Source organism: Spirillospora sp. CA-128828 (assembly GCF_050945415.1).
Lineage (GTDB): Bacteria > Actinomycetota > Actinomycetes > Streptosporangiales > Streptosporangiaceae > Spirillospora.
Map to the genome: position 1 here is coordinate 4,963,101 of NZ_CP191986.1, position 21,611 is coordinate 4,984,711.

Genomic DNA, 21,611 nt, shown 5'->3' on the forward strand with positions numbered 1-21,611 from the left:
ACCGGCCCGATACCCAATCAGACGGCGCGGTCGCCCTTCTCCAGCTCCGCGTCGATGCGCTCGAGCTCGAGCGGGGACGCCTCGTCGTCGGACAGCCCCTCGTACGGGTCGGGTCCGCGGGACAGCCGGCGGTCGTGGACGAACGCGATCAGCTCGGCGACCTCGAACAGCACGATCGTCGGCAGCGCCAGCGCCAGCATCGTGAACGGGTCCTGGCTGGGGGTGGCGACCGCGGCGAACACGAACACCCCGAAGATCAGCATCCGCCGGGACCGGCGGAGCCGGTCGTGGGTGAGGATCCCGACGAGGTTCAGCATCACGACGAACAGCGGCAGCTCGAACGTCAACCCGAAGATGAACAGCATCGCCTGCGCGTAGCCGAGATAGTCCTGGACGCCGACCAGCACGGTCGTGTCGCCCGGCGCGAGCCCGATGAAGATCTTCAGGCCCTTGTCCATCGTCAGGTACGCCAGCGCGCCGCCCGCCACGAACAGCGGCACCGCCGCGGCCAGGAACGTGTACGTCCAGCGGCGCTCCCGCCGGTACAGGCCGGGCGCGACGAACGCCCAGATCTGGTACAGCCAGATCGGCGACGACAGGATCGCCCCGACGATCAGCGCGACCTTCAGGTGGATGAAGAACCCGTCGAAGATCCCGTGCACGACCAGGTCGCACTTGTTGTTGAGGCAGTGCTCCGGCGGGATCCGCGTGTAGGGCTGCTTGAGGAAGTCCCAGATCGGCGGGAAGAAGATCCAGCCGACGAGCGCGCCGGCGACCAGGCCCAGGATCGCCTTGATCAACCGGTTCCGCAGCTCACGGAGGTGCTCCATGAGGGGCATGCGGCCGTCGGGGGCGGCGTCGCGCCTGCTCAGCTTCATCGTGGGCATTCAGGCTCGGTGTTCGGCGGCAGAAGGGGGCGGTGGGGGGCCGGGATCAGCCCTTGTGGATCCGGCCGGGGTCCGACACCGGCACACCCTGGATCGGCTCGCCCGAGCCCAGCGCGCCGCGGGGACGCTGACCGCCGTCGCCGGCCGCCTCACGCTCCAGCCGGGCCGCCTCCTCGCGCAGCCGCGCCGCCTTCTCCCGCGCGTCGTCGCCCGCCGCGGCCTGCGCCGCGTCCCCGGCGTCGCCGGACTTCCCGGACTTGCCGTCGTCTTCGTCGTGCAGGCCCTTGGTCTCGGCCTTCAGGATCCGCGCCGACTTGCCCAGCGACCGCGCCAGCTGCGGCAGCTTCGCCGATCCGAACAGCAGCAGGACGACCGCCAGAATGATCAGAATCTCGGTCGTGCCAAGTCCAGCCATGTCAATCCTCTTCAGCAGGGGCCCTGTCAGGACGATCGTACGCCCTCACCCGGCGGTTGTGACGCGCGAGCCTCATCGAGGCGGGACAGTTCATCGCGCAGCGCCGACTGTTCCGGTTCCAGCCGCCGCCTGGTGCGTTCCAGTTCACGGCCGAACCGCCGCACCCCCAGCCACACCTTGAAGGCGCACCAGGCGAGCACGGCCAGGCCGGCGAATCCGAGCGACACCGCCACCGACACCCACGCCACACCCGTCACGGTATCCGATCTCAGCTCATGCCGTAGCGGGCCAGCGCCCGCGCCGCGTCCTCCCGCACCCCCGCCGCGACCGGCTCCGGCGCCACGACGCGGCCCTGGTCGCCGAGCCGCAGCGCCAGCCCCCGCACCCAGCGGGCGTCCGGGGTGCGCAGCACGACCCGCAGCCGCCCCTCCCCGAGCTCCTCCACGCTCTCGCACGGGTAGTAGTCGGCGACCCACCGGCCCCGCGGGGACAGCTCCAGCGTCACCGCCTCGTCCTGCGGGGAAGGGCGGAACAGGCCCGCGTCCACGTCGATCGGCTCCGCCTCGTCCGGCACCTGCGCGGCCACCTCCAGCACGGCCAGGTCCGCGATCCGGTCCAGCTTGAACAGCCGCACCGCCTCCGCCCGCCGGCACCACCCCTCCAGGTAGGTGTTGCCCTCGACGACCAGCAGCCGCATCGGGTCGACGTCGCGTTCGGTGTTCTCGTCCCGCGCCGGCACGTAGTAGGTGAGGTGGACGCGGCGGCCCGCCGCGATCGCGTCCCGCAGCAGCGCGACCGCGTTGCGGGCCGGGTCGGCGGTCCCGCCGCGGGCGTCGACCTCCACCGCGACCTGGCTGGACACCGCCGCGGCCGCGCCCGCCGCGCTCTCCAGCTTGGCGATCACGCGGCTGAGCGCGTCCCGGTCGTCCAGCCCCGGGATCCCGGCCAGCATCCGCAGTGCCACCAGCAGCGCGGACGCCTCGTCCACCTTCAGCCGCAGCGGCCGCGCGATCGACTCCGCCTCCGCCACCGTGATCTCCCCGCCCTCGTAGGACAGGTCGATCGGGCAGTACGGGTCCGGCGCGCGCAACTCCACGCACCACAGCAGGTTCAGGTCGTCGATCAGCTGCTTCTGGGTCACCCCGAACGCCGCGGCCGCCTCCTCCAGCGCCACCGAGTCGCGGTTCACCACGTACGGGACGAGCGCCAGCAGCCGCCCGAGCCGGTCCGTGGACGTCGTCGCCGCCGTCTTCGCCGCCGACTTCGGCGTCGTCCTGGCCGTCGTCATCGCCGGTTCATCTCCCCGCGCTCGCCGTGCCCGGCCTCCGGGTGCGGCCCGGCAGCCGCCAGCACCGACTTCAGATGCTGGATCACCGCCTCCCGCAGGTCCGGCGGGTCGAGCACCACCACGTCGTCCGCGAACCGCGCCAGATACGGCGCGAACCGGTCCGCGTCCCGGAACGTCAGGACCGCCTCGTCCCACTCCCCGTCCCACGCGCCCGCCTCGACCGGGCGGACGTCCCGGGCCCACCGCCGCGGGCCCTGCGCCGCGCCCCGCCGCAGCCGCACCGTCGCCGGCCGCGGCTCGCTCACCGGGTCGCCCCAGTCGAACGCGATGCGCCGCACGTCCACCCCGTCCGGGACGGTCACCGACCCGGCCGGGCCGTCCGCCGCGACCTCACCGGCGATGCGGCTCAGCCGGAACACCCGCTGCTCGTCGCGGTCGCGGTCGAACCCGACCACATACCAGCGGCCCCGCCGGCTCACCACGCCCCACGGCTCCAGATGCCGCCGCGCCACCGACGTCCGCCCGATCCCCTGGTAGTCGAACGCGACCGGCCGGCCGTCCCGCACCGCCTCCCACAGCGCCGCGAACGCCGGCTCGTGGGTGTTCACCCGCGGCTCGATCCCCACCGCGGCCGGCACGTCAGTCTCCACCCCGGCCGCCCGCAGCTTCAGCAGCGCACCCGACGCCGCCTCCGCCATGCTGGCGCGCTGCCACACCCGCGCCGCCAGGCCGAGCACCGCCGCCTCGTCCGGCGTCAGATGGATGTCGGGCAGCTCGTAGGCCTGCGGCGGGATCCGGTACCCGATCTCCTCACCGCCGCCGCCCTGCTGGTCGCTTCCCACCTCCAGCGGGACGCCGAGCTCGCGCAGCTCCTCCTTGTCCCGCTCGAACATCCGCTTGAACGCCTCGTCGGAGTCCGGGTAGCCGGGCACCGCCCGGCGGATCTGCTCGGCCGTCAGATAGCGCCGGGTGGCGAGCAGGCAGACCACCAGGTTCAGCAGCCGCTCGGTCTTGCGCCGCGACACTTCGCCACCACCTCGTTCCCTCCGTGAGCCCCGGTCCCCGCCCGGCGCGCCGATCGTCCCCGCGCGCCGTCGTGCAGGACGCTACCGTTTCCCGGTGTGATCCGATGGCGCAAAGGCACAGTCGAGGACATCCGCCGCGAATGGCCGGGGGCGGTCGAGCTGAACGTCTCGATCGGGGGCGACGGCACCCACCGGGCCCTGGCCTACCCCGCCCTGGTGGGGCGGCCCGAACCGGGCGACACCGTCCTGCTCAACACTACGGCCTTGGCGATGGGTCTCGGCACCGGCGGCTACGCCATGGTCGTCGCCGTCCCCGACCGGCTCCCGCCCGACCCCGACGGGCCCGGCCACCTGGTCAAGGCCCGCTACACGCCCCTCCAGGCCACCGTCCTCGGCGCCGACGAGCAGGACTCCCCCCACCACGCCGTCCTGCGCGACGCCGACTCCCTCGACGGCATGCCCGTCATCGTCGCCGACCTGCACTCCGCCCTGCCACCGATCCTCGCGGCCCTCCTCGCGGCGCGCCCGTCCGCACGCGTCGCGTACGTCATGCCGGACGGCGGGGCGCTGCCGTCATGGTTCTCCATGTCCATCGCCCGGCTGAAGGACGCCGGCGCGCTCACCGCCACCGTCACCGTGGGGCAAGCGTTCGGCGGCGACCTGGAGGCCGTCACCGTCCACACCGGGCTACTGGCGGCGCGGCTCGTCCTCGGCGCCGACGTCGCCGTCCTCGCCCAGGGCCCCGGGAACCTCGGGACGGGCACCAGATGGGGCTTCTCCGGCGTCTCGGCGGGCGAGGCCGTCAACGCCGCGTCCGTCCTCGGCGGCCGCCCGGTCGGGTCGCTGCGGGTCAGCGAAGGCGACAGGCGGGAACGCCACATCGGCGTCTCCCACCACTCCCTCACCGCCTACGGGCGCGTCGCGCTCGCCGCCGCCGACATCCCCGTCCCCGAGCTCGGCGGCGCCTTCGGCGCCCGCGTCGCCGCCGAGGCCGCCCCCCTCGGCGACCGGCACCGCCTCGTCCCCGTCCCCGTCGACGGCCTCCACGAGACCCTCAGGGCCGCCGAGAAGGACTGGGGCGTCCGGCTGTCCACCATGGGCCGCCGCCTCGACGAGGACCTCCCCTACTTCCTCACCGCCGCCGCGGCCGGCCGCCACACCGCCGCCCTCCTCGGCTGAGGAGTCAGGCCACCGCGGGCTCCGCCTCACCGGCGCCCGCCGCCTCCTCCGCCGTGTAGGACGCGTTGAACGTGAACGCCCGGGGCGACGGGCCGTTCTCACGGATCAGGGCGAGGCGCTCCAACGCCTCGCCGACGGACGGGACGTGGCCCGCCGGGATCCACCACAGGACGGCATGCGCCTCCGCGTGCCGCTGGAACCACTCCCGGCGGCGCCGCATCGTCTCCAGATGGGCGCTGCGGTAGACGAAGTCCCACAGCGCCTCGGCCGACTCCCACACCGAGAAGTTGATGATCACGTCCTCGCCGGCGGGACGCATCCCGGTGGCGTCGGCCTCGCCCTCCTCCACCAACCGCCACACGAAACCGGGCGTCCCGTCGGCGAGCGCGTTGACCGGCTCCAGCAGCGCGACGAAGTCCGCCGCGCGCGGGTCGTCGAGCGGGAAGCGGAGCGTGGCGACGTTGAACTGGGCGAGGTGGTACCTGGCGTCATCGGTCATGGGCTCACCCCACCACGGCGCGCACTTCTATGTCAATCTTCATTATTTTTAGAAGGTGCGGCCGCCACACAGCACCACCCCGGCCGCGGATCCATCCGCACCCGCACCGCCGAACCCTCCACCAACCCCTCTAGCAACGCCAGATTCATCCCGCACACAAGCGGCGGAAACCGCTCCGCCACCGCATGGAACGGACAGTTGCGCATCCGCAGCACATCCCCGTCCCGCACCGGCTCATAACCACGACCCGCCAGCACCCCCGCCAGATCGTCCAGCCCCCCGCACGACCCGCCCTCACCACGCAGCGCACGCCCCCGCCGCCGCGCCGCATCCCGCAACTCCACGTCCAGACCCGCCGACTCGGCCGCCTCCGCCAGAAGACCCGCCGCCGTCCCGTAATCACGGGCCGGCACCGACACCCCCCGCTCCACCGCCGACCGCCGGTACACCTTCGCCGGACGCCCCGCCCCCGGCCCCGACCGCCCCGTCAACCGCCTGCTGCCCACCTCCAGCAGCCCCGCCCCGACCAGCTTGTCCAGATGAAACGCCGCCAGCGTCCGCGCCACGCCCGCCGCCTCCGCGGCCTCATTGCGCCCCACCTCGCGGCCCTGCGCCACCACGAACTCGTACAGCCGCCGCCGCACCGGATCCTGCAACAGCGCGATCGCGTCGATGTCCTCCACCCCGCCATTCTAAGAACAACGAGGACTCCGCTTAGACGGACCGACTCAGACGGGTTGGCTCAGACGGGTTGGCTCAGACGGGTTGGCTCAGACTCCGGCTCAGTGCGCGCCCAGCAGGTCCACGACGAACACCAGCGTGTCGCTCCCCCTGATCCCGAACTGCGCCAGCCCCTTCGACCCGTACCCCAGCGACGGCGGCACCACCAGCAGCACACGGCTCCCCACCCGCTGCCCCACCAGACCCTGATCCCAGCCCTTCATCACCTGGCCGGTCCCGATCATCACCCCGAACGGATGCCCCTCCGACCACGACGAATTGAAAACCTTCCCGTCGCGCCAGAAATACCCCGCATACTGCAACGCCAGCAACTGCCCCTTCCGCACCGCCGGCCCATCACCCTTGACCAGCGCCCGGACCTGCAGCCCCTTCGGCGGCGCCGAACGCGGCATCGTCACCGCCGGCGCCTGCCCCGTCGGCGCCTCCGCCACCCTCGGCAACCCCGGCTCGTCCACCGGCGCCTGCTTCTCCCCATGCGGACCCGCCGTCCGCGAATACACCGCCCGCACATCAAGCACGTACACGAGCGTGTCGTCCCCACCCACCTGATGCTTCGGGTCACCCTCATCCCCGAAACCATCCCGCGGAGGAATCCGCGCCACCACCCGCGACCCCGGCCGCGCCCCATCGAACGCCTTCGTCAACCCCGGCACCAGCTGCCCCGTCGGAAAAGCCCCCGGCTCCCCCTTCGAATAACTGCTCGCCAGCAGCTTCCGCCCACCCTTGTTCCACCGGTAGCCCACATAGTCGGCCACCACCAGGTCACCCTTGCGCGCCGCCGTCCCCTTACCCTCCTTCACGGTCTTCACCGCGAAAGAATCACCCGGCGCACCCTTCGGGAACCGCACCTCCGGCAACCGCCCGAAATCCCCGCTCACCTTCACGTCCACACCGCCACCCGAACACCCGGCGGACAACACGAACGGCACCGCGAACACAACGACCGCGGACAGGAACCGAACACGACGACGCATACAGGATCCTTCAGGGGGGTGGCGAGCGCTACTGCGCGCTCACCCTACCGCCCAGGTGACCTGCCAGTAGTCCCACCGCGCACAAGTCACCCCACCCGCCCCGGAAAGCGCCCCGGCCCCCTCACATACCGGCGATCAGCTTGTCGACCCGCTCATCCACCGACCGGAACGGGTCCTTGCACAACACCGTCCGCTGCGCCTGATCGTTCAGCTTCAGATGCACCCAGTCCACCGTGAAATCACGCCGCTTCTCCTGCGCCTTCCGGATGAACTCCCCCCGCAGACGAGCCCGCGTCGTCTGCGGCGGCACCGACTTCGCCTCGAAGATGTCCAGATCCCGCGACACCCGGTCCACCGACCCCCGCTTCTCCAGCAGGTAATACAGACCCCGGTCACGATGCACATCGTGATACGTCAGATCCAACTGCGCCACACGCGGCGACGACAACGGCAGATCGTACTTCCGCCGATACCGCTCGATCAGCTTGTACTTCGTCACCCAGTCGATCTCACGCGACACCAGATCCAGATCGCCCGTCTCCACCGCCCGCAGCGTCCGCTCCCACAGCTCCAGCACCCGCTTCGCCGTCGCGTCACCACCACGCGCGTCCACGAAATCACGCGCCTTGCCGAAGTACTCCTTCTGGATCTCCAGCGAACTCGCCTCACGGCCGTTCGCCAGCCGCACCTTCCGGCGCCCCGTCATGTCATGACTCACCTCACGGATCGCCCGGATCGGGTTCTCCAAGGTCAGATCACGCATCACCACACCGGCCTCGATCATCCGCAGCACCAGGTCGGTCGCCCCGACCTTCAGCAGCATCGTCGTCTCACTCATGTTCGAGTCACCGACGATCACATGCAGCCGCCGGAACCGCTCCGCGTCCGCATGCGGCTCATCCCGCGTATTGATGATCGGACGCGACCGCGTCGTCGCCGACGACACACCCTCCCAGATGTGCTCCGCCCGCTGCGACACGCAGTACACCGCCCCACGGGGCGTCTGCAGCACCTTCCCGGCACCACAGATGATCTGCCGCGTCACCAGATACGGAATCAGCACGTCCGCCAGACGCCCGAACTCCCCGTGCCGCCCCACCAGATAGTTCTCATGGCAGCCGTACGAGTTCCCCGCCGAATCCGTGTTGTTCTTGAACAGGTAGATGTCGCCGGCGATCCCCTCCTCGCGAAGCCGCCGCTCGGCGTCCACGAGCAGCCCCTCCAGGATCCGCTCGCCCGCCTTGTCATGCGTCACCAGATCCACGACACTGTCGCACTCCGGCGTCGCGTACTCCGGATGACTCCCCACATCCAGATAGAGCCGCGCCCCGTTCCGCAGGAACACATTGCTGCTACGACCCCACGACACCACCCTCCGGAACAGATAGCGCGCCACCTCGTCCGGTGACAACCGCCGCTGCCCGCGGAACGTACACGTGACGCCGTACTCGTTCTCAAGCCCGAAGATGCGCCTGTCCACACCAAGACCCTATGCGGCGCAGCCCCCACCCGACAGTCTCTCCAGCCCACCGTTTCCCCGGGAACACGACCCTCCCCACAACGCCACAGGCCCGCCGCGGCAGAACGATCCGATCGCCCCACCACGACGGGCCCTCCGGCCGGCCGCACACCGGCCCCGCGTCAGTCCTCCCCGTCCCCCCCGGCCTCCGGCTTCGCACCATCGGAACCCTCGCCGGAACCACCCGCGTCCTCACCGCCACCGGACGTGATCCCCGGCCCCGCATCATCCGCCGACAGCAGATCACCGATCCGCGCCGCCGACAACCGCCTGAACAGCCGATGCTCACGGTTGCGGTCCAGCACCGCCACCTCCAGCGACGTCGCCTCCAGCCGCCGCTCCGAATCCTGCGCCTCCAGCGCCCGCACCGCCGTCCGCAACGCCCCCGCCAGCCCCGAACCCTCCCGGTACCCGTCCTTCAGCGACTGCGCCACCGCCTCGGCCTGCCCGCCCATCGCGACATAACCGTGCTCGTCCGCCACCGAACCATCGAACGTCAACCGGTAGATCTGATCCGTCTCCGCGTCCTCGCCCACCTCCGCGACGACCAGCTCCACCTCGTACGGCTTGTTCGTCTCCGTGAAAATCGTCCCCAGCGACTGCGCGTACACGTTCGCCAGCCCCCGCGCCGTCACATCCCGGCGGTCGTACTGGTACCCGTTGATATCCGCATACCGGACACCGCCGAGCCGCAGATTCTCGAACTCGTTGTACTTCCCCACCGCCGCGAACGCGATCCGGTCATAAATCTCACTGATCTTGTGCAGCGCCCGCGACGGATTGTCCGCCACGAACAGGATGCCGTCGTCGTACTGCAGCACCACGACACTGCGGCCACGCGCGATCCCCTTCCGCGCATAGTCCGCCTTGTCCTTCATCTGCTGTTCGGGCGACACGTAGAACGGCATGGACACCGGTCAGGATCCCTTCTATCGCAGCGGGGCGGTCGGACCGCCCGGCGAGTCGTAACGTCCGTCGACGACGGCCTGCGCCAGCGCGCCCACCTCGTCCTCGCCCAGCCGGCGATACCCGTCCGACGTCACCGACGCCACCACGGGGAAGATCCGGCGCGTCAGATCGGGCCCGCCCGTCGCCGAATCGTCGTCGGCCGCGTCGTACAGCGACTGCACGCACACCAGCGCCGCGTCCTCCGCCGACAGGTCCGCCCGGTACAGCTTCTTCAGCGCACCACGCGCGAACACCGAACCCGAACCGATCGAATGGAAGTCCCGCTCCTCGTACCGGCCGCCCGCCGGATCATAGGAGAAGATCCGCCCCTCGTCCCGCTCCTCGTCATAGCCCGCGAACAGCGGTACCACCGCCAGACCCTGCATCGCCATGCCCAGGTTCTGCCGCACCATCGTCGCCAGCCGGTTCGCCTTGCCCTCCACCGACAGCGTCCGGCCCTCACGCTTCTCGTAGTGCTCCAGCTCCACCTGGAACAAACGCACCATCTCGATCCCGATCCCGGCCGTCCCCGCGATCGCGATCGCCGAGAACTCGTCGGCCCGGAACACCTTCTCGATGTCACGCTGCGCGATGACGTTGCCCGCCGTCGCCCGCCGGTCCCCCGCCATCACCACCCCGCCGGGAAAGCCCACCACGACGATCGTCGTCCCGTGCGGGATGTCGTCGCCCGCCCGCGACGCCGGCGGCGTCCGCCTGCCGGGCAGCAACTCCGGAGAGTACGCCCCCAGGAACTCCGTGAACGACGACGTATCCGGGCTCGCGAACAACCCCGGCAGACGTCCGGTGTGCGAATCGTGGGACGCCACGCGACTCCCTTCCCCTCCACCATGGCACCGGCTGGCGGCAACCTCACCGGCACGGACGCCTATGACCCTACTGTTCAAGGTCGCCCACGCGCATGCCACGATCACCCCACCCGATCAGCCCACGGCGAACCCGCCCCGCAAAGGCCTCTGCCAAGCCGCGAAGGCAGGCGCACCCAGCCTCGGCCCCGGTCGGCTCGCGTCCCTCGGCGCCTCCGGCCCTCAAGCAGGTCCCGGCGCGCCGACCGGCTCCGAGTCGTCCCACGTCGGGAAGTCGAGCTCCTCGTCGAACGGCAGGGTCTCCTTCCGGTACCGGCCGTCCTCTTCCCAGAGCGCCTTCCAGCCGCCTCTCGGAACCGTCGCCGGATCGACGTCCGGGACCGTCAACGACAGACGCGTGCCACCGTCCTCGGTAGGCACTCTCTGCACGAGCCGACCCGTCACATAATCGGCGGCGCGGCGGAGGGTGATCGCATCGTCCCTCAGCTGGCCCATGCCGGTGTTGCATCCCGAACACGCCAGGCCGCGCACCATACCCGTCCTGTGGTCGTGGTCGACATGTTCAGCCGGGACGTCGAAGCACACCGCGCAATGCCCGAACTGCAGCTTGAGCAGCCACTGCGTGTCCTCGTCGTTGATCCCGTACTTCTGGCGCAGGTGGTAGTGCCGGGCGGACTGCACCGCGTTCTTCCTCGTCCGCCAGAACGGATCCCAGCGGACGCGTTCGGGCCCTCCGAAGACCGGAGCGCCGATCTCGATGTGCATCCGCCTGGCGTGGGAACCCCGCAGCTCCAGGTAGTCGGCCGCGAGCCGCATCCGATCGGGGTCGTCGTCGAACTGTCCGAGGCCCCCGTTGCACTTGAAGCAGAGGACACGGCGAACGAGTCCGGTGAGGTGGTCATGGTCGACGTGCTTGGCGTCGCCCCGAAGGCAGATGACGCAGACGCCGCCCTGCTCGGCGATCATCTGCTCGACCTCACCCTCGGTGAGGCCGTACCTGCGCTTCAACTGCCAGTTGCGTCCGCTTCCGTGATTGCGGATCCTCCCCTCGGCCATGGCGGCCGCATGGCAGGGGCGACAGTAGTCGGCAAGCCCCGACTTATGAGAACGGTTCCGCCCGAACTCATCGACGCCCTTGATCTCCTTGCACTTCGCGCAGTATTTCATCCCCTCGGGAACATCGGAGTATCTCCGGTAGGCCCGGGTCGCCTTGCCGAGTTCGGCCTGCTTCTTCCGATATGAGTGACTGTTACGTAAGCCAAAACAGACCTTGCAGTAGTAGGCGAGGCCGTCCTTGGAGGACTTGAGCTTCCAGAACTCCGTGACCGGCTTGTTCTCTCCGCAGTCCTTGCATCTTTTCGAAAGCATGAGCGAGACCTTACCGGCCCCGCTCACACCTTTGCGTCATCTCTTCGATTTTCCGACCAGCCCCGCGTATGCCATTTATTGGCTTTTCGGAGATGTCCGTTTTATGGGGATTACTCCCCACCCTTCTGAATATACGCCCTTACGAAATCTTCTGCGTTCTCTTCCAATACTTCGTCTATTTCGTCCAGAATTGAGTCCACGTCGTCCGTGAGCTTCTCCTGGCGCTCCTGCACGTCCTCGGTGGTCGTGGCCTCGGTCTCCTCGACCTCTTCCGTGCGCCGGGTGGTCTGCTTCTGACCGCCGGTGTCCTTCGTGGCCATTCGATACCTCCGCTCTGCCGGTCCTTCCGACCCTATCTCCGATCTTCGACGGCTAGCGGATCTTGAACACCCGTTTCGCCGCCTCCGCCCCGGGGGCCGGGGACTTGCTCGGGTTATCGCCGGTCAGCGTGCCAGCGAAACGGTCATACCGGTCACGAAACGGAGACCTCACCCGTTGGCGCAGGTCAGCGACGTGCGGAGAACTCGATAGTCGCGCTATCCAATGCGTGCGCGAACAGGCCGGACGGCGCTCGCGCGCTGCCCGGCCTTGAACGGCTCCTGAGTCAGCTCTGGCCGGTCAGGGTGGCCACGAGGTCGGCGGCGGTGCGGCAGCGGTCCAGGAGGGCGCCCACGTGCTGCTTGGTGCCGCGCAGGGGCTCCAGGGTGGGGACGCGCTGGAGCGACTCGCGGCCGGGGACGTCGAAGATGACGGAGTCCCAGGAGGCGGCGGCGACGGACTCGGCGTACTGGCGCAGGCAGCGGCCGCGGAAGTAGGCGCGGGTGTCCTCGGGCGGGTCCTCGACGGCGGCCTGGACCTGGGGCTCGGTGATGACGCGGTCGATACGGCCTCGGTCGACGAGGCGGTTGTAGAGGCCCTTGTCCGGCCGGATGTCGGTGTACTGCAGGTCGACCAGCTGGAGGCGCGGGTGGGACCAGTCGAGGCCGTCGCGGCTGCGGTAGCCCTCGAGGAGGGAGAGCTTGGCGACCCAGTCGAGTTCCCGTGACAGCTGCATGGGGTCGTCGCCGAGGCGGTGGAGGACGGATTCCCAGCGGTCGAGGACGTCCCTGGTCATCTCGTCGACGTCGGCGCCGAAGCGGTCCTCGACGTACTTGCGGGACTGTTCGAGGTACTCCATCTGCAGCTGGACGGCGGTCATCTTGCGGCCGTCGCGGAGCGTGAGGAGGTGCTTGCAGGACGGGTCGTGGGAGACGGCGCGGAGTGCGGCGACGGGCATGTCGACGGACAGGTCGACGGTGAGGAAGCCGTCCTCGATCATGGCGAGGACGAGGGAGGTGGTGCCGAGCTTGAGGTAGGTGGAGAGCTCGGCCATGTTGGCGTCGCCGATGATGACGTGGAGCCGCCGGTACCTTTCGGGGTCGGCGTGCGGTTCGTCGCGGGTGTTGATGATGGGTCGTTTGAGGGTGGTCTCCAGGCCGACCTCGACTTCGAAGAAGTCGGCGCGCTGGCTGATCTGGAAGCCGTCGCCGCGGCCGTCGACGCCGATGCCGACGCGGCCGGCGCCGCAGACGACCTGGCGGGAGACGAAGAAGGGGGTGAGGTGGCGGACGATGTCGGCGAAGGGGGTTTCGCGGCGCATGAGGTAGTTCTCATGGCAGCCGTAGGAGGCGCCCTTGTTGTCGGTGTTGTTCTTGTAGAGCTGGATGGGGTGGGTGCCGGGGACGAGGGCGGCGCGCTGGGCGGCGTCGGCCATGACGCGTTCTCCGGCTTTGTCCCAGATGACGGCGTCGCGGGGGTTGGTGCATTCGGGCGCGGAGTATTCGGGGTGGGCGTGGTCGACGTAGAGGCGGGCGCCGTTGGTGAGGATGACGTTGGCGAGGCCGAGGTCTTCGTCGGTGAGCTGGGTGGGGTCGGCGACCTCGCGGGCGAGGTCGAAGCCGCGGGCGTCGCGGAGGGGGTTCTCCTCTTCGAAGTCCCAGCGGGCTCTGCGGGCCCGTGCCGCCGACGCCGCGAGGTAGGCGTTGACGACCTGGGAGGAGGTCACCATCGCGTTGGCCCCTGGCTGACCGGGTACGGAGATGCCGTACTCGGTCTCGATGCCCATCACCCGCCGAACACTCATATCGTCGAGCCTATCGGGGCCGGGAGGGTGGAGCCATGGGGCCCGCTGTTCGCGGGGGTCGTGGCGGGGCATGCGTACGCGGCGGCCTCCCTTCGGGGGGGCCGCCGCGTGCGCTTTGTCACGGTGTGTTCGGGGTTAGAGGTACTGGCCGGTGTTGGCGACGGTGTCGATGGAGCGTCCGGCCTCGGTGCCCTTGGTTCCGGAGACGAGGGTGCGGATGTAGACGATCCGTTCGCCCTTCTTGCCGGAGATGCGGGCCCAGTCGTCGGGGTTGGTGGTGTTGGGCAGGTCCTCGTTCTCGCTGAACTCGTCGACGCAGGCGGCGAGGAGGTGGGCGACGCGCAGGCCCTTCTGGCCGGTGTCGAGGAACTGCTTGATGGCCATTTTCTTGGCGCGGTCGACGATGTTCTGGATCATCGCGCCGGAGTTGAAGTCCTTGAAGTAGAGGACTTCCTTGTCTCCGTTGGCGTAGGTGACCTCCAGGAAGCGGTTCTCCTCGCTTTCGGTGTACATGCGTTCGACGGTGCGCTGGATCATGGCCTCGACGGTGGCGTCGGTGGAGCCGCCGTGTTCCTTGAGGTCGTCGGGGTGGAGGGGCAGTCCGTCGAGGATGTACTTGGAGAAGATGTCCTTGGCCGCTTCGGCGTCGGGTCGTTCGATCTTGATTTTGACGTCGAGGCGGCCGGGGCGCAGGATCGCGGGGTCGATCATGTCCTCGCGGTTGGAGGCGCCGATGACGATGACGTTCTCCAGGCCCTCGACGCCGTCGATCTCGCTGAGGAGCTGGGGGACGATGGTGTTCTCGACGTCGGAGGAGACTCCGGATCCGCGGGTGCGGAAGATGGAGTCCATCTCGTCGAAGAAGACGATGACCGGGGTTCCGGCGGAGGCCTTTTCGCGGGCGCGCTGGAACACGAGGCGGATGTGCCGTTCGGTCTCGCCGACGTACTTGTTGAGGAGTTCGGGGCCCTTGATGTTGAGGAAGAAGCTCTTGCCCTCTTGGCCGGTCTTCTCCGCGACCTGTTTGGCGAGGGAGTTCGCCACGGCCTTGGCGATGAGGGTCTTGCCGCATCCGGGGGGGCCGTAGAGCAGCACGCCCTTGGGGGGGCGGAGCTGGTGTTCGCGGAAGAGGTCGGCGTGCAGGTAGGGCAGTTCGACGGCGTCGCGGATCATTTCGATCTGTGAGCCGAGGCCGCCGATCTCGTTGTAGGAGATGTCCGGGACCTCTTCGAGGACGAGTTCTTCGACCTCTGCCTTGTGGATCTTCTCGTAGGCGTATCCGGATCGGGGTTCGAGCATGAGGGAGTCGCCGGCCCGGAGGGGGACGCCGCGGAGCGGCTCGGCGAGCTTGACCACGCGTTCTTCGTCGGCGTGGGCGATGACGAGGGCGCGTTCGCCGTCGTCGAAGAGTTCCTTGAGCATGACGACTTCGCCTTGCTCTTCGAACTTGAGGGCTTCGACGATGTTGAGGGCCTCGTTCAGCATGACCTCTTGGCCGCGCTGGAGTTCGTCGATGTCGACGGCCGGGCTGACGTTGACGCGTAGTTTGCGTCCGCCGGTGAAGATGTCGACTGTTCCGTCGTCGCGTCCTTCGAGGAAGACACCGAATCCGGAGGGTGGTTGTGCGAGCCTGTCGACCTCCTCCTTGAGCGCGACGATCTGTTCGCGAGCCTCTTTGAGGGTCGCTACGAGTCGCTCGTTCTGGCCTGTTACAGCGGCCAGGTTTGCCTGTGCCTCATGGAGGCGTTCTTCCAGCACACGTACTTGGCGCGGGGATTCCGCGAGCTTGCGGCGCAGCACGGAGATCTCCTCCTCCAGGAAGGAGATCTGCGTTTGAAGGTCCCTGACCTCCTTTTCGTGCTGCGCCCTGCGCGCCCCAGCATCGTCACGAGCGGCCACGCCCCGTCACCTCCTCACGAAGAGAGCCGACGACCTACTGAGACCCTACCTATCTGGAGGGCTTCCGTAACCTGCCCATTCGGTGTTCGTGTCGTGCGGGTGTGTTCCGGGAGGGTTGGCGGGGGTGCCGCGGGGGTGCGGCGGGGTGGGGGGTTACGGGGCCTGGACCTGGGCGTTCGTGGGCGCGGGCGTGTCGTGGGGGGAGGTTTGCCGAGTTCGGTGGGGCGCGTGGCGGGAATGTGATCTAGGACTCGGCGGGTCGCGCCGGCGTGGCGTTCCGGCCGGGCGTGTCCTGGCCGGGCGTGTCCTGGCCGGGCGTGTCCTGGCCGGGGGCGGGGTGGGCGCCTTTGGCGGGGCGGCGGCGGCGGGCGGGCGGGGTGACGCCGTCGGCGAGCCGGCGGGCGGTGACGAGGAAGCCGGTGTGGCCGACCATGCGGTGGTCGGGGCGGACGGCGAGTCCGTCGACGTGCCAGGTGCGGAGCATGGTCTCGGAGGCTTGGGGTTCGGCGAAGCGGCCGTTGGCGCGGAGGTCTTCGACGACCCGGGACATCTGTGTGGTGGTGGCGATGTAGGCGCAGACCATGCCGCCGGGGATGAGGGCCTTGGCGACGGCGTCGAGGGTTTCCCAGGGCGCGAGCATGTCGAGGACGACGCGGTCGACGTCGGTCTCGGCGAGGGCGTCTTCGAGGGAGCCGACGGTGAGGCGCCAGGCGGGGTGGGGGGCGCCGAAGAATTTTTCGACGTTGGCGCGGGCGATGTCGGCGAAGTCGGGGCGGCGTTCGTAGGAGGAGACGAGGCCGTGTTCGCCGACGGCGCGGAGGAGGAAGCAGGTGAGGGCGCCGGATCCGGCGCCGGCTTCGATGACGCGGGCCCCGGGGAAGATGTCGGCCATGGCGATGATCTGGGCGGCGTCTTTGGGGTAGACGACGGCGGCGCCGCGCGGCATGCGGAGGGTGAAGTCGGCGAGGAGGGGACGGAAGGCGAGGTATTCGGTGCCGCCGGTGGAGCGGAAGACGGTGCCTTCGGGGCTGCCGATGATGTCGTCGTGGGGGACGGAGCCTTTGTGGGAGTGGTAGAGCTTGCCGGGCTGGAGGGTGATGGTGTTGATGCGGCCTTTGGGGTCTGTGAGCTGAACCTGGTCGCCGGGGCGGAAGGGGCCGTGGGGGATGCGGCCGGGTGAGTGGGCGGGGTCGTTCGGCTGGGGTTCGCTCATGGAGGTCAAGGCTATCGGCGGGTGGGGGGCGGTCCGGCCGTGCCGTGCGGGGCGCGGAGGGGCGTGGGCTCGGGCGGTTCAGACTCCGGCGAAGGCGCGGTCGACGTCGGTGACGGCGAGGACGCCGTAGACGCGTCCGTCGGGTTCGACGAGGAGGTATTCGGTGGCGGGGGCGCGGCGGAGCGCTTCGATGAGGTCTTCGCCGGTGATGTCGGCGGGGAGGGTGAGGTGGTCGTCGATGCCGCGGGAGAGGTCGCCGGCGCTGATCCAGGGGCGGCGGTGTTCGGGGGTGGCGGTGACGGCCTTCTCGTTGACGAGGCCGAGGGGTCTGCCGTCGTGGTCGGCGATGACGATGGCGCCGGCGTGGTCCTGCTGGGCGCGGCGGATCGCTTCGGCGAGGGGGACGTCGGCGGTGACGAGGGTGGCGCGGCGGGCGAGGCGGCGGGCGGACAGCAGGGGGATGCGGTCGCGGACGCGTTCGGCGCGGATGGCCTGGGTGGCTCCGACCCAGATGAAGGAGGCGACGAGGGCGGACCAGAGGAGGGCGAGCCAGCCGATGCCGCCGCCTTCGCCGGTGTTGTAGGTGGCGAGGTAGGCGCCGGCGATGAGGCAGCCGATGGCGACGGCGCGGCCGACCCAGCCGGCGAAGATGGCGCCGTTGCGGCTGCGTCCGGTGGCTTTCCAGACGATGGCGCGGACGAGGCGGCCGCCGTCGAGGGGGAGGCCGGGGAGGAGGTTGAAGACGCCGACGAGGAGGTTGGCGAAGGTGAGGGCTTCGATGAGGAGGAGCGCGACGTCGGGGAGGGGGAGGGTGGCGTGGAGGAGGAGGCCGAGTCCGGCGAGGACGAGGTTGACGAGGGGTCCGGCGAAGGCGATGAGGAATTCGCGGCCGGGTGTGGGGGCTTCGCGTTCGATGGAGGTCTCGCCGCCGAGGATGTGGAGGGTGACGGAGCGGACGGGGAGGCCGAAGGCGCGTGCGGTGACGGCGTGGCTGAGTTCGTGGACGAAGACCGAGCCGTAGAGGAGGACGGCGTAGGTGAAGGCGACGAGGTAGCTGAGGGGGCGGCTGACGACGTCGTGGACTTGTCCTTCGAACATGACGGTGACGAGCACGGCGACGAGGAACCAGCTGGGCGAGACGTAGATGGGGACGCCGAGGAGGCGGCCCATGAGGAGGCCGGGGCGTGCGGCGCGGTCGTCGTCGGGTCCGGTGCCGCCGGCCGGTGTCCTGCCCTCGGTCGGGGGCGCGCTGTGTGTCACGTCATCGATGCTACGGCCCCGGAGGGGCGGGTCGGCTGCGGGTGGGCGCTGGGGGTCGGCGGGGTGTGGTGGGGCGGGTGCGGGATTTTCGTCGGGGGTGTCGCCTAGTGTGCTGTGCCATGACGACGACCGAGGCGGGTAGTGGGGCATCGGCTGCGGTGGCGGGGGATGCGGGCGGGGTGGTGGTGTCGGGGTCGTTGTCGCCGTCCCGGGCGGGCGATTTCATGACGTGTCCGTTGTTGTACAGGTTCCGGGTGATCGATCGGATTCCGGAGCGTCCGAGTGCGGCGGCCGTCCGGGGGACGCTGGTGCACGCGGTGCTGGAGCGGCTGTACGACCTGCCGGCGGGGACGCGGACGCCGGCGGCGGCGCTGGAGATGCTGGGGCCGGAGTGGGAGCGGCTGCTGGAGGCGGAGCCGGGTCTTGCGGAGCTGTTCGAGGACGGGGACGCCGGGGAGGCGGAGCACGCGGAGTGGCTGGCGCATGCGCGGCGGATGGTGGAGCGGTACTTCACGCTGGAGGATCCGCGGCGGCTGGAGCCGGCCGAGCGGGAGCTGTTCGTGGAGACGGTGCTGGACTCGGGGTTGAAGCTGCGGGGGTACATCGACCGGGTGGATGTGGCGCCGAGCGGTGATGTGCGGATCGTGGACTACAAGACGGGGACGGCGCCGCGGGCGGATTTCGAGGCGCGTGCGCTGTTCCAGATGAAGTTCTACGCGCTGGTGCTGTGGCGGCTTCGGGGGCGGGTGCCGCGGTTGCTGCAGCTGATGTATCTGGGGAACGGCGAGGTTCTGCGTTACGAGCCGGACGAGGCGGATCTGCGGGCGACGCAGCGGAAGGTCGAGGCGCTGTGGCAGGCGATCCGGCGGGCGATGGAGACGGGTGAGTGGCGGGCGCGGGCGGGCCGGTTGTGCGACTGGTGTGATCACAAGGAGCGGTGCCCGGAGTTCGGTGGTACTCCCCCGCCGTTGCCGGTGGTGCCGGTGAACCGGCCGTCGCCGGCCGATCTGGAGGGTGCGGGGCCGGTGGAGGGGCGTCCGGGCGGGATGGCCCGGGAGCACGACGATCTTTAGGGTGGGTGCGGGTGCGGCCGGGTCATCCTTGGGGAGGACCGCGGATCCGCGTCCAGGAGGGGTCGGGACCTGCCGCTACCTCCTAGGGTGAGTGTCGTGTCACCCCGCATCCGTGGTCTTCGTGCCGTCCGCGCCTGGTTGCAGGCGCGTCCGATGGCGTCCGATGCGTTGCTGGCGGTGGGGCTGCTGGCGGTGGGGCTGCCGCAGTTGTTCTTGGAGGAGCTCCCCACCAACGCGGGCTATGAGGACTTCCGGGCGCCGGATGTGTGGGACGGGCTGCTGGTGGTCGTGGTGACGATGGCGCTGGCGTGGCGTCAGCGTCATCCGATGCCGGTGCTGCTGTTCATCATCGGTGGTGAGCTGGTGATGGCGGTGGCGGGGTATCCGCCGTCGGTGCCGGACGTGGTGGCGTTCCTGATCGCGGTGTACACGGTGGCGGCCCACCGGGGGCTGGCGCAGAGCGCGGCCGGCGGGCTGATCGCGTTCGTCTATTTCCTCGTGTACCTGATCCTGCTGCCGGTGTCGGCGTCGCCGGTGGTGCTGATCACGGATTGCGCGCTGGTCATCGGGGTGTGGGTGCTGGGCCGGAATCTGCGGCTGCGGCGGGCGTACTTCGCGGAGCTGGAGGACCGGGCGGCGCGGCTGGAGCGGGCGCGTGGCACCGACGCGCGGGCGGCGCGGATCGAGGAGCGGTCGCGGATCGCCCGGGAGCTGCACGATGTGGTGGCGCATCACGTGAGCGTGATGACGGTGCAGGCGGGGGCGGCGCGGCGGATCATCGACCGGGATCCGGGGAGCGCGCGTGAGGCGATGTCGACGATCGAGGAGGTCGGGCGGACGGCGCTGAGCGAGATGCGGCGGATCGTGGGGGTGCTGCGGACGGACCGGGACCAGGACCGGGCGGGGCGGGAGCTGGCGCCGCAGCCGGGGCTGGGCGACCTGGGCGAGTTGCTGGATCATGTGCGGGAGACGGGCCTGTCGGTGCAGCTGTGGATCGAGGGTGAGGCGCGGGCGCCGTCGCCGGGGGTGGACGTGGCGGCGTTCCGGTTGATCCAGGAGGCGCTGACGAACACGCTGAAGCACGCGGGGCCGCAGGCGCGGGCGTGGGTGCGGCTGTACTACGGGGATCATGATCTGACGGTGGAGATCGAGGACGACGGGCGGGGCACGGCGACGTTCATGGCCGACGACGGGGACAATCCGGGGCATGGGCTCGTCGGTATGTACGAGCGGGTGGCGCTGTACGGTGGCGAGTTGAAGATCGGGCCGCGGGTCGGGGGCGGGTTCGGTGTGCGGGCGCGTTTCCCGCTGGAGGCGTGAGCGGTGCGAGGCCGTAGGTTGGCAGGGTGCCGCGGACGCGGTGCCCCGGGTGAGGCGAGGAGCGCGACGATGAACGGTCCGGGACGGCGGCCGGCGGTGGCGGCCCGATGACCGCAGCGAAGCGAGGATCGTCGGGCCGCCCGGCCCGGGGGTCTGGGGGTCGCCCCCAGAAAGGTAGGGCCCGATGACCACGGTGCGGGTGCTGCTCGTCGACGACCAGCCGCTGCTGCGGACGGGGTTCCGGCTCATCCTGGAGGCGGAGGCCGACATCGCGGTGGTCGGGGAGGCCGGGGACGGCGCGGCGGCGGTGGAGCTGACGCGGTCGCTGCTGCCGGACGTGGTGCTGATGGACATCCGGATGCCGGGGGTGGACGGGATCGAGGCGACCCGCCGGATCATCCGGGAGGGTGCGGCGTCGCATGATCCGCGGGTGCTGATCCTGACGACGTTCGACCTGGACGAGTACGTGATCGAGGCGGTCCGGGCGGGTGCGAGCGGGTTCCTGCTGAAGGACTCGCCGCCGGAGGATCTGGTGCAGGCGATCCGGATCGTGGCGGAGGGCGACGCGATCGTGGCGCCGTCGGTGACGCGGCGGCTGCTGGACAAGTTCGCGAACCGGCTGCCGGCCGTGCGGGACGCGGCTCCGCCTCCGGGGCTGGACACGCTGACCCAGCGGGAGCGCGAGGTGCTGGCGCATGTGGCGCGGGGCCAGTCGAACGCGGAGATCGCGGCGGAGCTGGTGGTGAGCGAGACGACGGTGAAGACGCACGTGGGGAACGTCCTGGCGAAGCTGGGGTTGCGGGACCGGGTGCAGGCCGTGGTGTACGCGTACGAGACGGGGTTGAGCAGGCCGGGGCAGAGCTGAGCCGTCCCGGGGGACGCCGCGCGGGGGTGGGCGGTTTCAGGGTCGGTCCCTGAGGTGTCCCTGGCGTTCGGGGGGTGGAGGCCTACTCCGGTAGGACGAGTGGGTGCGGGTTTCTCCTGCCGTGGGTGGACCGCCAAGTCCGTTCCTGGGGTGCATCACAGGGGTTGGGCGGGGTTCTACTGTTTTGGATGT

The 21,611-nt window shown here is 70.0% G+C and carries 21 protein-coding genes; 4 read left to right on the top strand and 17 right to left on the bottom strand.

The genetic code is table 11. The features are described from left to right. Positions 1 to 17: 17 nt before the first annotated feature. Genes tatC through ACQPXG_RS24405 form a run of 5 tightly spaced genes read right to left on the bottom strand, consistent with a single transcriptional unit; the run spans position 18 to position 3,615 of the window. Positions 18 to 878 carry a twin-arginine translocase subunit TatC gene (gene tatC / locus ACQPXG_RS24385; RefSeq protein ID WP_433461427.1) on the bottom strand — a complete coding sequence of 287 codons (861 nt, stop codon included), beginning with the start codon at positions 876 to 878 and terminating at the stop codon, positions 18 to 20. 55 nt (positions 879 to 933) lie between these two features. Further along, the gene (gene tatA, locus ACQPXG_RS24390) at positions 934 to 1,302 is read right to left on the bottom strand and encodes a Sec-independent protein translocase subunit TatA (RefSeq protein WP_433461428.1); all 369 of its coding nucleotides are present in this window, start codon (positions 1,300 to 1,302) and stop codon (positions 934 to 936) included. 26 nt (positions 1,303 to 1,328) lie between these two features. After that, positions 1,329 to 1,550 (bottom strand): hypothetical protein, encoded by a 222-nt coding sequence (locus ACQPXG_RS24395; protein WP_433461429.1) that lies wholly within the window; start codon positions 1,548 to 1,550, stop codon positions 1,329 to 1,331. 20 nt (positions 1,551 to 1,570) lie between these two features. Further along, positions 1,571 to 2,590 (bottom strand): helix-turn-helix transcriptional regulator, encoded by a 1,020-nt coding sequence (locus tag ACQPXG_RS24400; protein WP_433461430.1) that lies wholly within the window; start codon positions 2,588 to 2,590, stop codon positions 1,571 to 1,573. Next, positions 2,587 to 3,615: a helix-turn-helix transcriptional regulator gene (locus tag ACQPXG_RS24405; protein ID WP_433461431.1), complete on the bottom strand. Its 1,029-nt coding sequence runs from the start codon at positions 3,613 to 3,615 to the stop codon at positions 2,587 to 2,589. The genes ACQPXG_RS24400 and ACQPXG_RS24405 overlap by 4 nt, the downstream gene beginning before the upstream one ends. Positions 3,616 to 3,711: 96 nt before the next feature. Here ACQPXG_RS24405 and ACQPXG_RS24410 point away from each other — a divergent pair, with 96 nt between their 5' ends. Beyond that, positions 3,712 to 4,794, top strand: coding sequence for a DUF3866 family protein (locus tag ACQPXG_RS24410; RefSeq protein ID WP_433461432.1), 1,083 nt, complete (start codon positions 3,712 to 3,714; stop codon positions 4,792 to 4,794). Between the two features lie 4 nt (positions 4,795 to 4,798). On the opposite strand, the gene ACQPXG_RS24415 is transcribed toward ACQPXG_RS24410, so the two are convergent. The 12 genes from ACQPXG_RS24415 to ACQPXG_RS24470 form a co-directional block, all read right to left on the bottom strand. Next, complete coding sequence (locus ACQPXG_RS24415; RefSeq protein WP_433461433.1) at positions 4,799 to 5,293, bottom strand: DUF3291 domain-containing protein; 495 nt, start codon at positions 5,291 to 5,293, stop codon at positions 4,799 to 4,801. Positions 5,294 to 5,325: 32 nt separating this feature from the next. Further along, positions 5,326 to 5,976 carry a helix-turn-helix transcriptional regulator gene (locus ACQPXG_RS24420; RefSeq protein ID WP_433461434.1) on the bottom strand — a complete coding sequence of 217 codons (651 nt, stop codon included), beginning with the start codon at positions 5,974 to 5,976 and terminating at the stop codon, positions 5,326 to 5,328. Between the two features lie 99 nt (positions 5,977 to 6,075). Next, positions 6,076 to 7,008, bottom strand: a complete 933-nt coding sequence (locus ACQPXG_RS24425) for an FKBP-type peptidyl-prolyl cis-trans isomerase (RefSeq protein ID WP_433461435.1) — start codon at positions 7,006 to 7,008, stop codon at positions 6,076 to 6,078. 121 nt (positions 7,009 to 7,129) lie between these two features. Then, on the bottom strand, positions 7,130 to 8,488 hold the full coding sequence (gene pafA / locus ACQPXG_RS24430; RefSeq protein WP_021593623.1) for a Pup--protein ligase: 1,359 nt from the start codon (positions 8,486 to 8,488) through the stop codon (positions 7,130 to 7,132). Positions 8,489 to 8,649: 161 nt separating this feature from the next. Continuing rightward, positions 8,650 to 9,435 carry a proteasome subunit alpha gene (prcA, locus tag ACQPXG_RS24435; RefSeq protein WP_433470040.1) on the bottom strand — a complete coding sequence of 262 codons (786 nt, stop codon included), beginning with the start codon at positions 9,433 to 9,435 and terminating at the stop codon, positions 8,650 to 8,652. Between the two features lie 21 nt (positions 9,436 to 9,456). Next, entirely contained in the window at positions 9,457 to 10,302 is an 846-nt protein-coding gene (gene prcB / locus ACQPXG_RS24440; protein ID WP_433461436.1) for a proteasome subunit beta, read from the bottom strand. Between the two features lie 219 nt (positions 10,303 to 10,521). After that, positions 10,522 to 11,694, bottom strand: coding sequence for an endonuclease VII domain-containing protein (locus tag ACQPXG_RS24445; RefSeq protein WP_433461437.1), 1,173 nt, complete (start codon positions 11,692 to 11,694; stop codon positions 10,522 to 10,524). Positions 11,695 to 11,777: 83 nt separating this feature from the next. After that, positions 11,778 to 11,987: a ubiquitin-like protein Pup gene (locus tag ACQPXG_RS24450; protein ID WP_089325987.1), complete on the bottom strand. Its 210-nt coding sequence runs from the start codon at positions 11,985 to 11,987 to the stop codon at positions 11,778 to 11,780. Between the two features lie 284 nt (positions 11,988 to 12,271). After that, positions 12,272 to 13,789 carry a depupylase/deamidase Dop gene (gene dop, locus ACQPXG_RS24455; protein WP_433461438.1) on the bottom strand — a complete coding sequence of 506 codons (1,518 nt, stop codon included), beginning with the start codon at positions 13,787 to 13,789 and terminating at the stop codon, positions 12,272 to 12,274. Positions 13,790 to 13,924: 135 nt separating this feature from the next. Beyond that, positions 13,925 to 15,688 carry a proteasome ATPase gene (arc, locus tag ACQPXG_RS24460; RefSeq protein ID WP_433461439.1) on the bottom strand — a complete coding sequence of 588 codons (1,764 nt, stop codon included), beginning with the start codon at positions 15,686 to 15,688 and terminating at the stop codon, positions 13,925 to 13,927. Between the two features lie 244 nt (positions 15,689 to 15,932). Then, positions 15,933 to 16,901, bottom strand: coding sequence for a tRNA (adenine-N1)-methyltransferase (locus tag ACQPXG_RS24465; protein ID WP_433461440.1), 969 nt, complete (start codon positions 16,899 to 16,901; stop codon positions 15,933 to 15,935). 78 nt (positions 16,902 to 16,979) lie between these two features. Then, positions 16,980 to 18,161 (bottom strand): site-2 protease family protein, encoded by a 1,182-nt coding sequence (locus tag ACQPXG_RS24470; protein WP_433461441.1) that lies wholly within the window; start codon positions 18,159 to 18,161, stop codon positions 16,980 to 16,982. A 119-nt stretch (positions 18,162 to 18,280) separates the two neighbouring features. Between ACQPXG_RS24470 and ACQPXG_RS24475 the strand changes: the two genes are divergently transcribed. From ACQPXG_RS24475 to ACQPXG_RS24485, 3 genes are all read left to right on the top strand, one after another. Further along, the gene (locus ACQPXG_RS24475; protein WP_433461442.1) at positions 18,281 to 19,234 is read left to right on the top strand and encodes a RecB family exonuclease; all 954 of its coding nucleotides are present in this window, start codon (positions 18,281 to 18,283) and stop codon (positions 19,232 to 19,234) included. A 96-nt stretch (positions 19,235 to 19,330) separates the two neighbouring features. After that, positions 19,331 to 20,554 (top strand): sensor histidine kinase, encoded by a 1,224-nt coding sequence (locus ACQPXG_RS24480; protein ID WP_433461443.1) that lies wholly within the window; start codon positions 19,331 to 19,333, stop codon positions 20,552 to 20,554. 184 nt (positions 20,555 to 20,738) lie between these two features. Then, positions 20,739 to 21,419 (top strand): response regulator, encoded by a 681-nt coding sequence (locus ACQPXG_RS24485; protein ID WP_433461444.1) that lies wholly within the window; start codon positions 20,739 to 20,741, stop codon positions 21,417 to 21,419. The last annotated feature ends 192 nt before the right edge of the window (positions 21,420 to 21,611 follow it).

Coding starts and splice junctions, on each gene's coding strand:
- tatC (WP_433461427.1), bottom strand. CDS start 878: ATGAAGCTGAGCAGGCGCGACGCCGCCCCCGACGGCCGCATGCCCCTC.
- tatA (WP_433461428.1), bottom strand. CDS start 1,302: ATGGCTGGACTTGGCACGACCGAGATTCTGATCATTCTGGCGGTCGTC.
- ACQPXG_RS24400 (WP_433461430.1), bottom strand. CDS start 2,590: ATGACGACGGCCAGGACGACGCCGAAGTCGGCGGCGAAGACGGCGGCG.
- ACQPXG_RS24415 (WP_433461433.1), bottom strand. CDS start 5,293: ATGACCGATGACGCCAGGTACCACCTCGCCCAGTTCAACGTCGCCACG.
- ACQPXG_RS24425 (WP_433461435.1), bottom strand. CDS start 7,008: ATGCGTCGTCGTGTTCGGTTCCTGTCCGCGGTCGTTGTGTTCGCGGTG.
- prcA (WP_433470040.1), bottom strand. CDS start 9,435: ATGCCGTTCTACGTGTCGCCCGAACAGCAGATGAAGGACAAGGCGGAC.
- ACQPXG_RS24450 (WP_089325987.1), bottom strand. CDS start 11,987: ATGGCCACGAAGGACACCGGCGGTCAGAAGCAGACCACCCGGCGCACG.
- dop (WP_433461438.1), bottom strand. CDS start 13,789: ATGAGTGTTCGGCGGGTGATGGGCATCGAGACCGAGTACGGCATCTCC.
- ACQPXG_RS24465 (WP_433461440.1), bottom strand. CDS start 16,901: ATGAGCGAACCCCAGCCGAACGACCCCGCCCACTCACCCGGCCGCATC.
- ACQPXG_RS24475 (WP_433461442.1), top strand. CDS start 18,281: ATGACGACGACCGAGGCGGGTAGTGGGGCATCGGCTGCGGTGGCGGGG.
- ACQPXG_RS24485 (WP_433461444.1), top strand. CDS start 20,739: ATGACCACGGTGCGGGTGCTGCTCGTCGACGACCAGCCGCTGCTGCGG.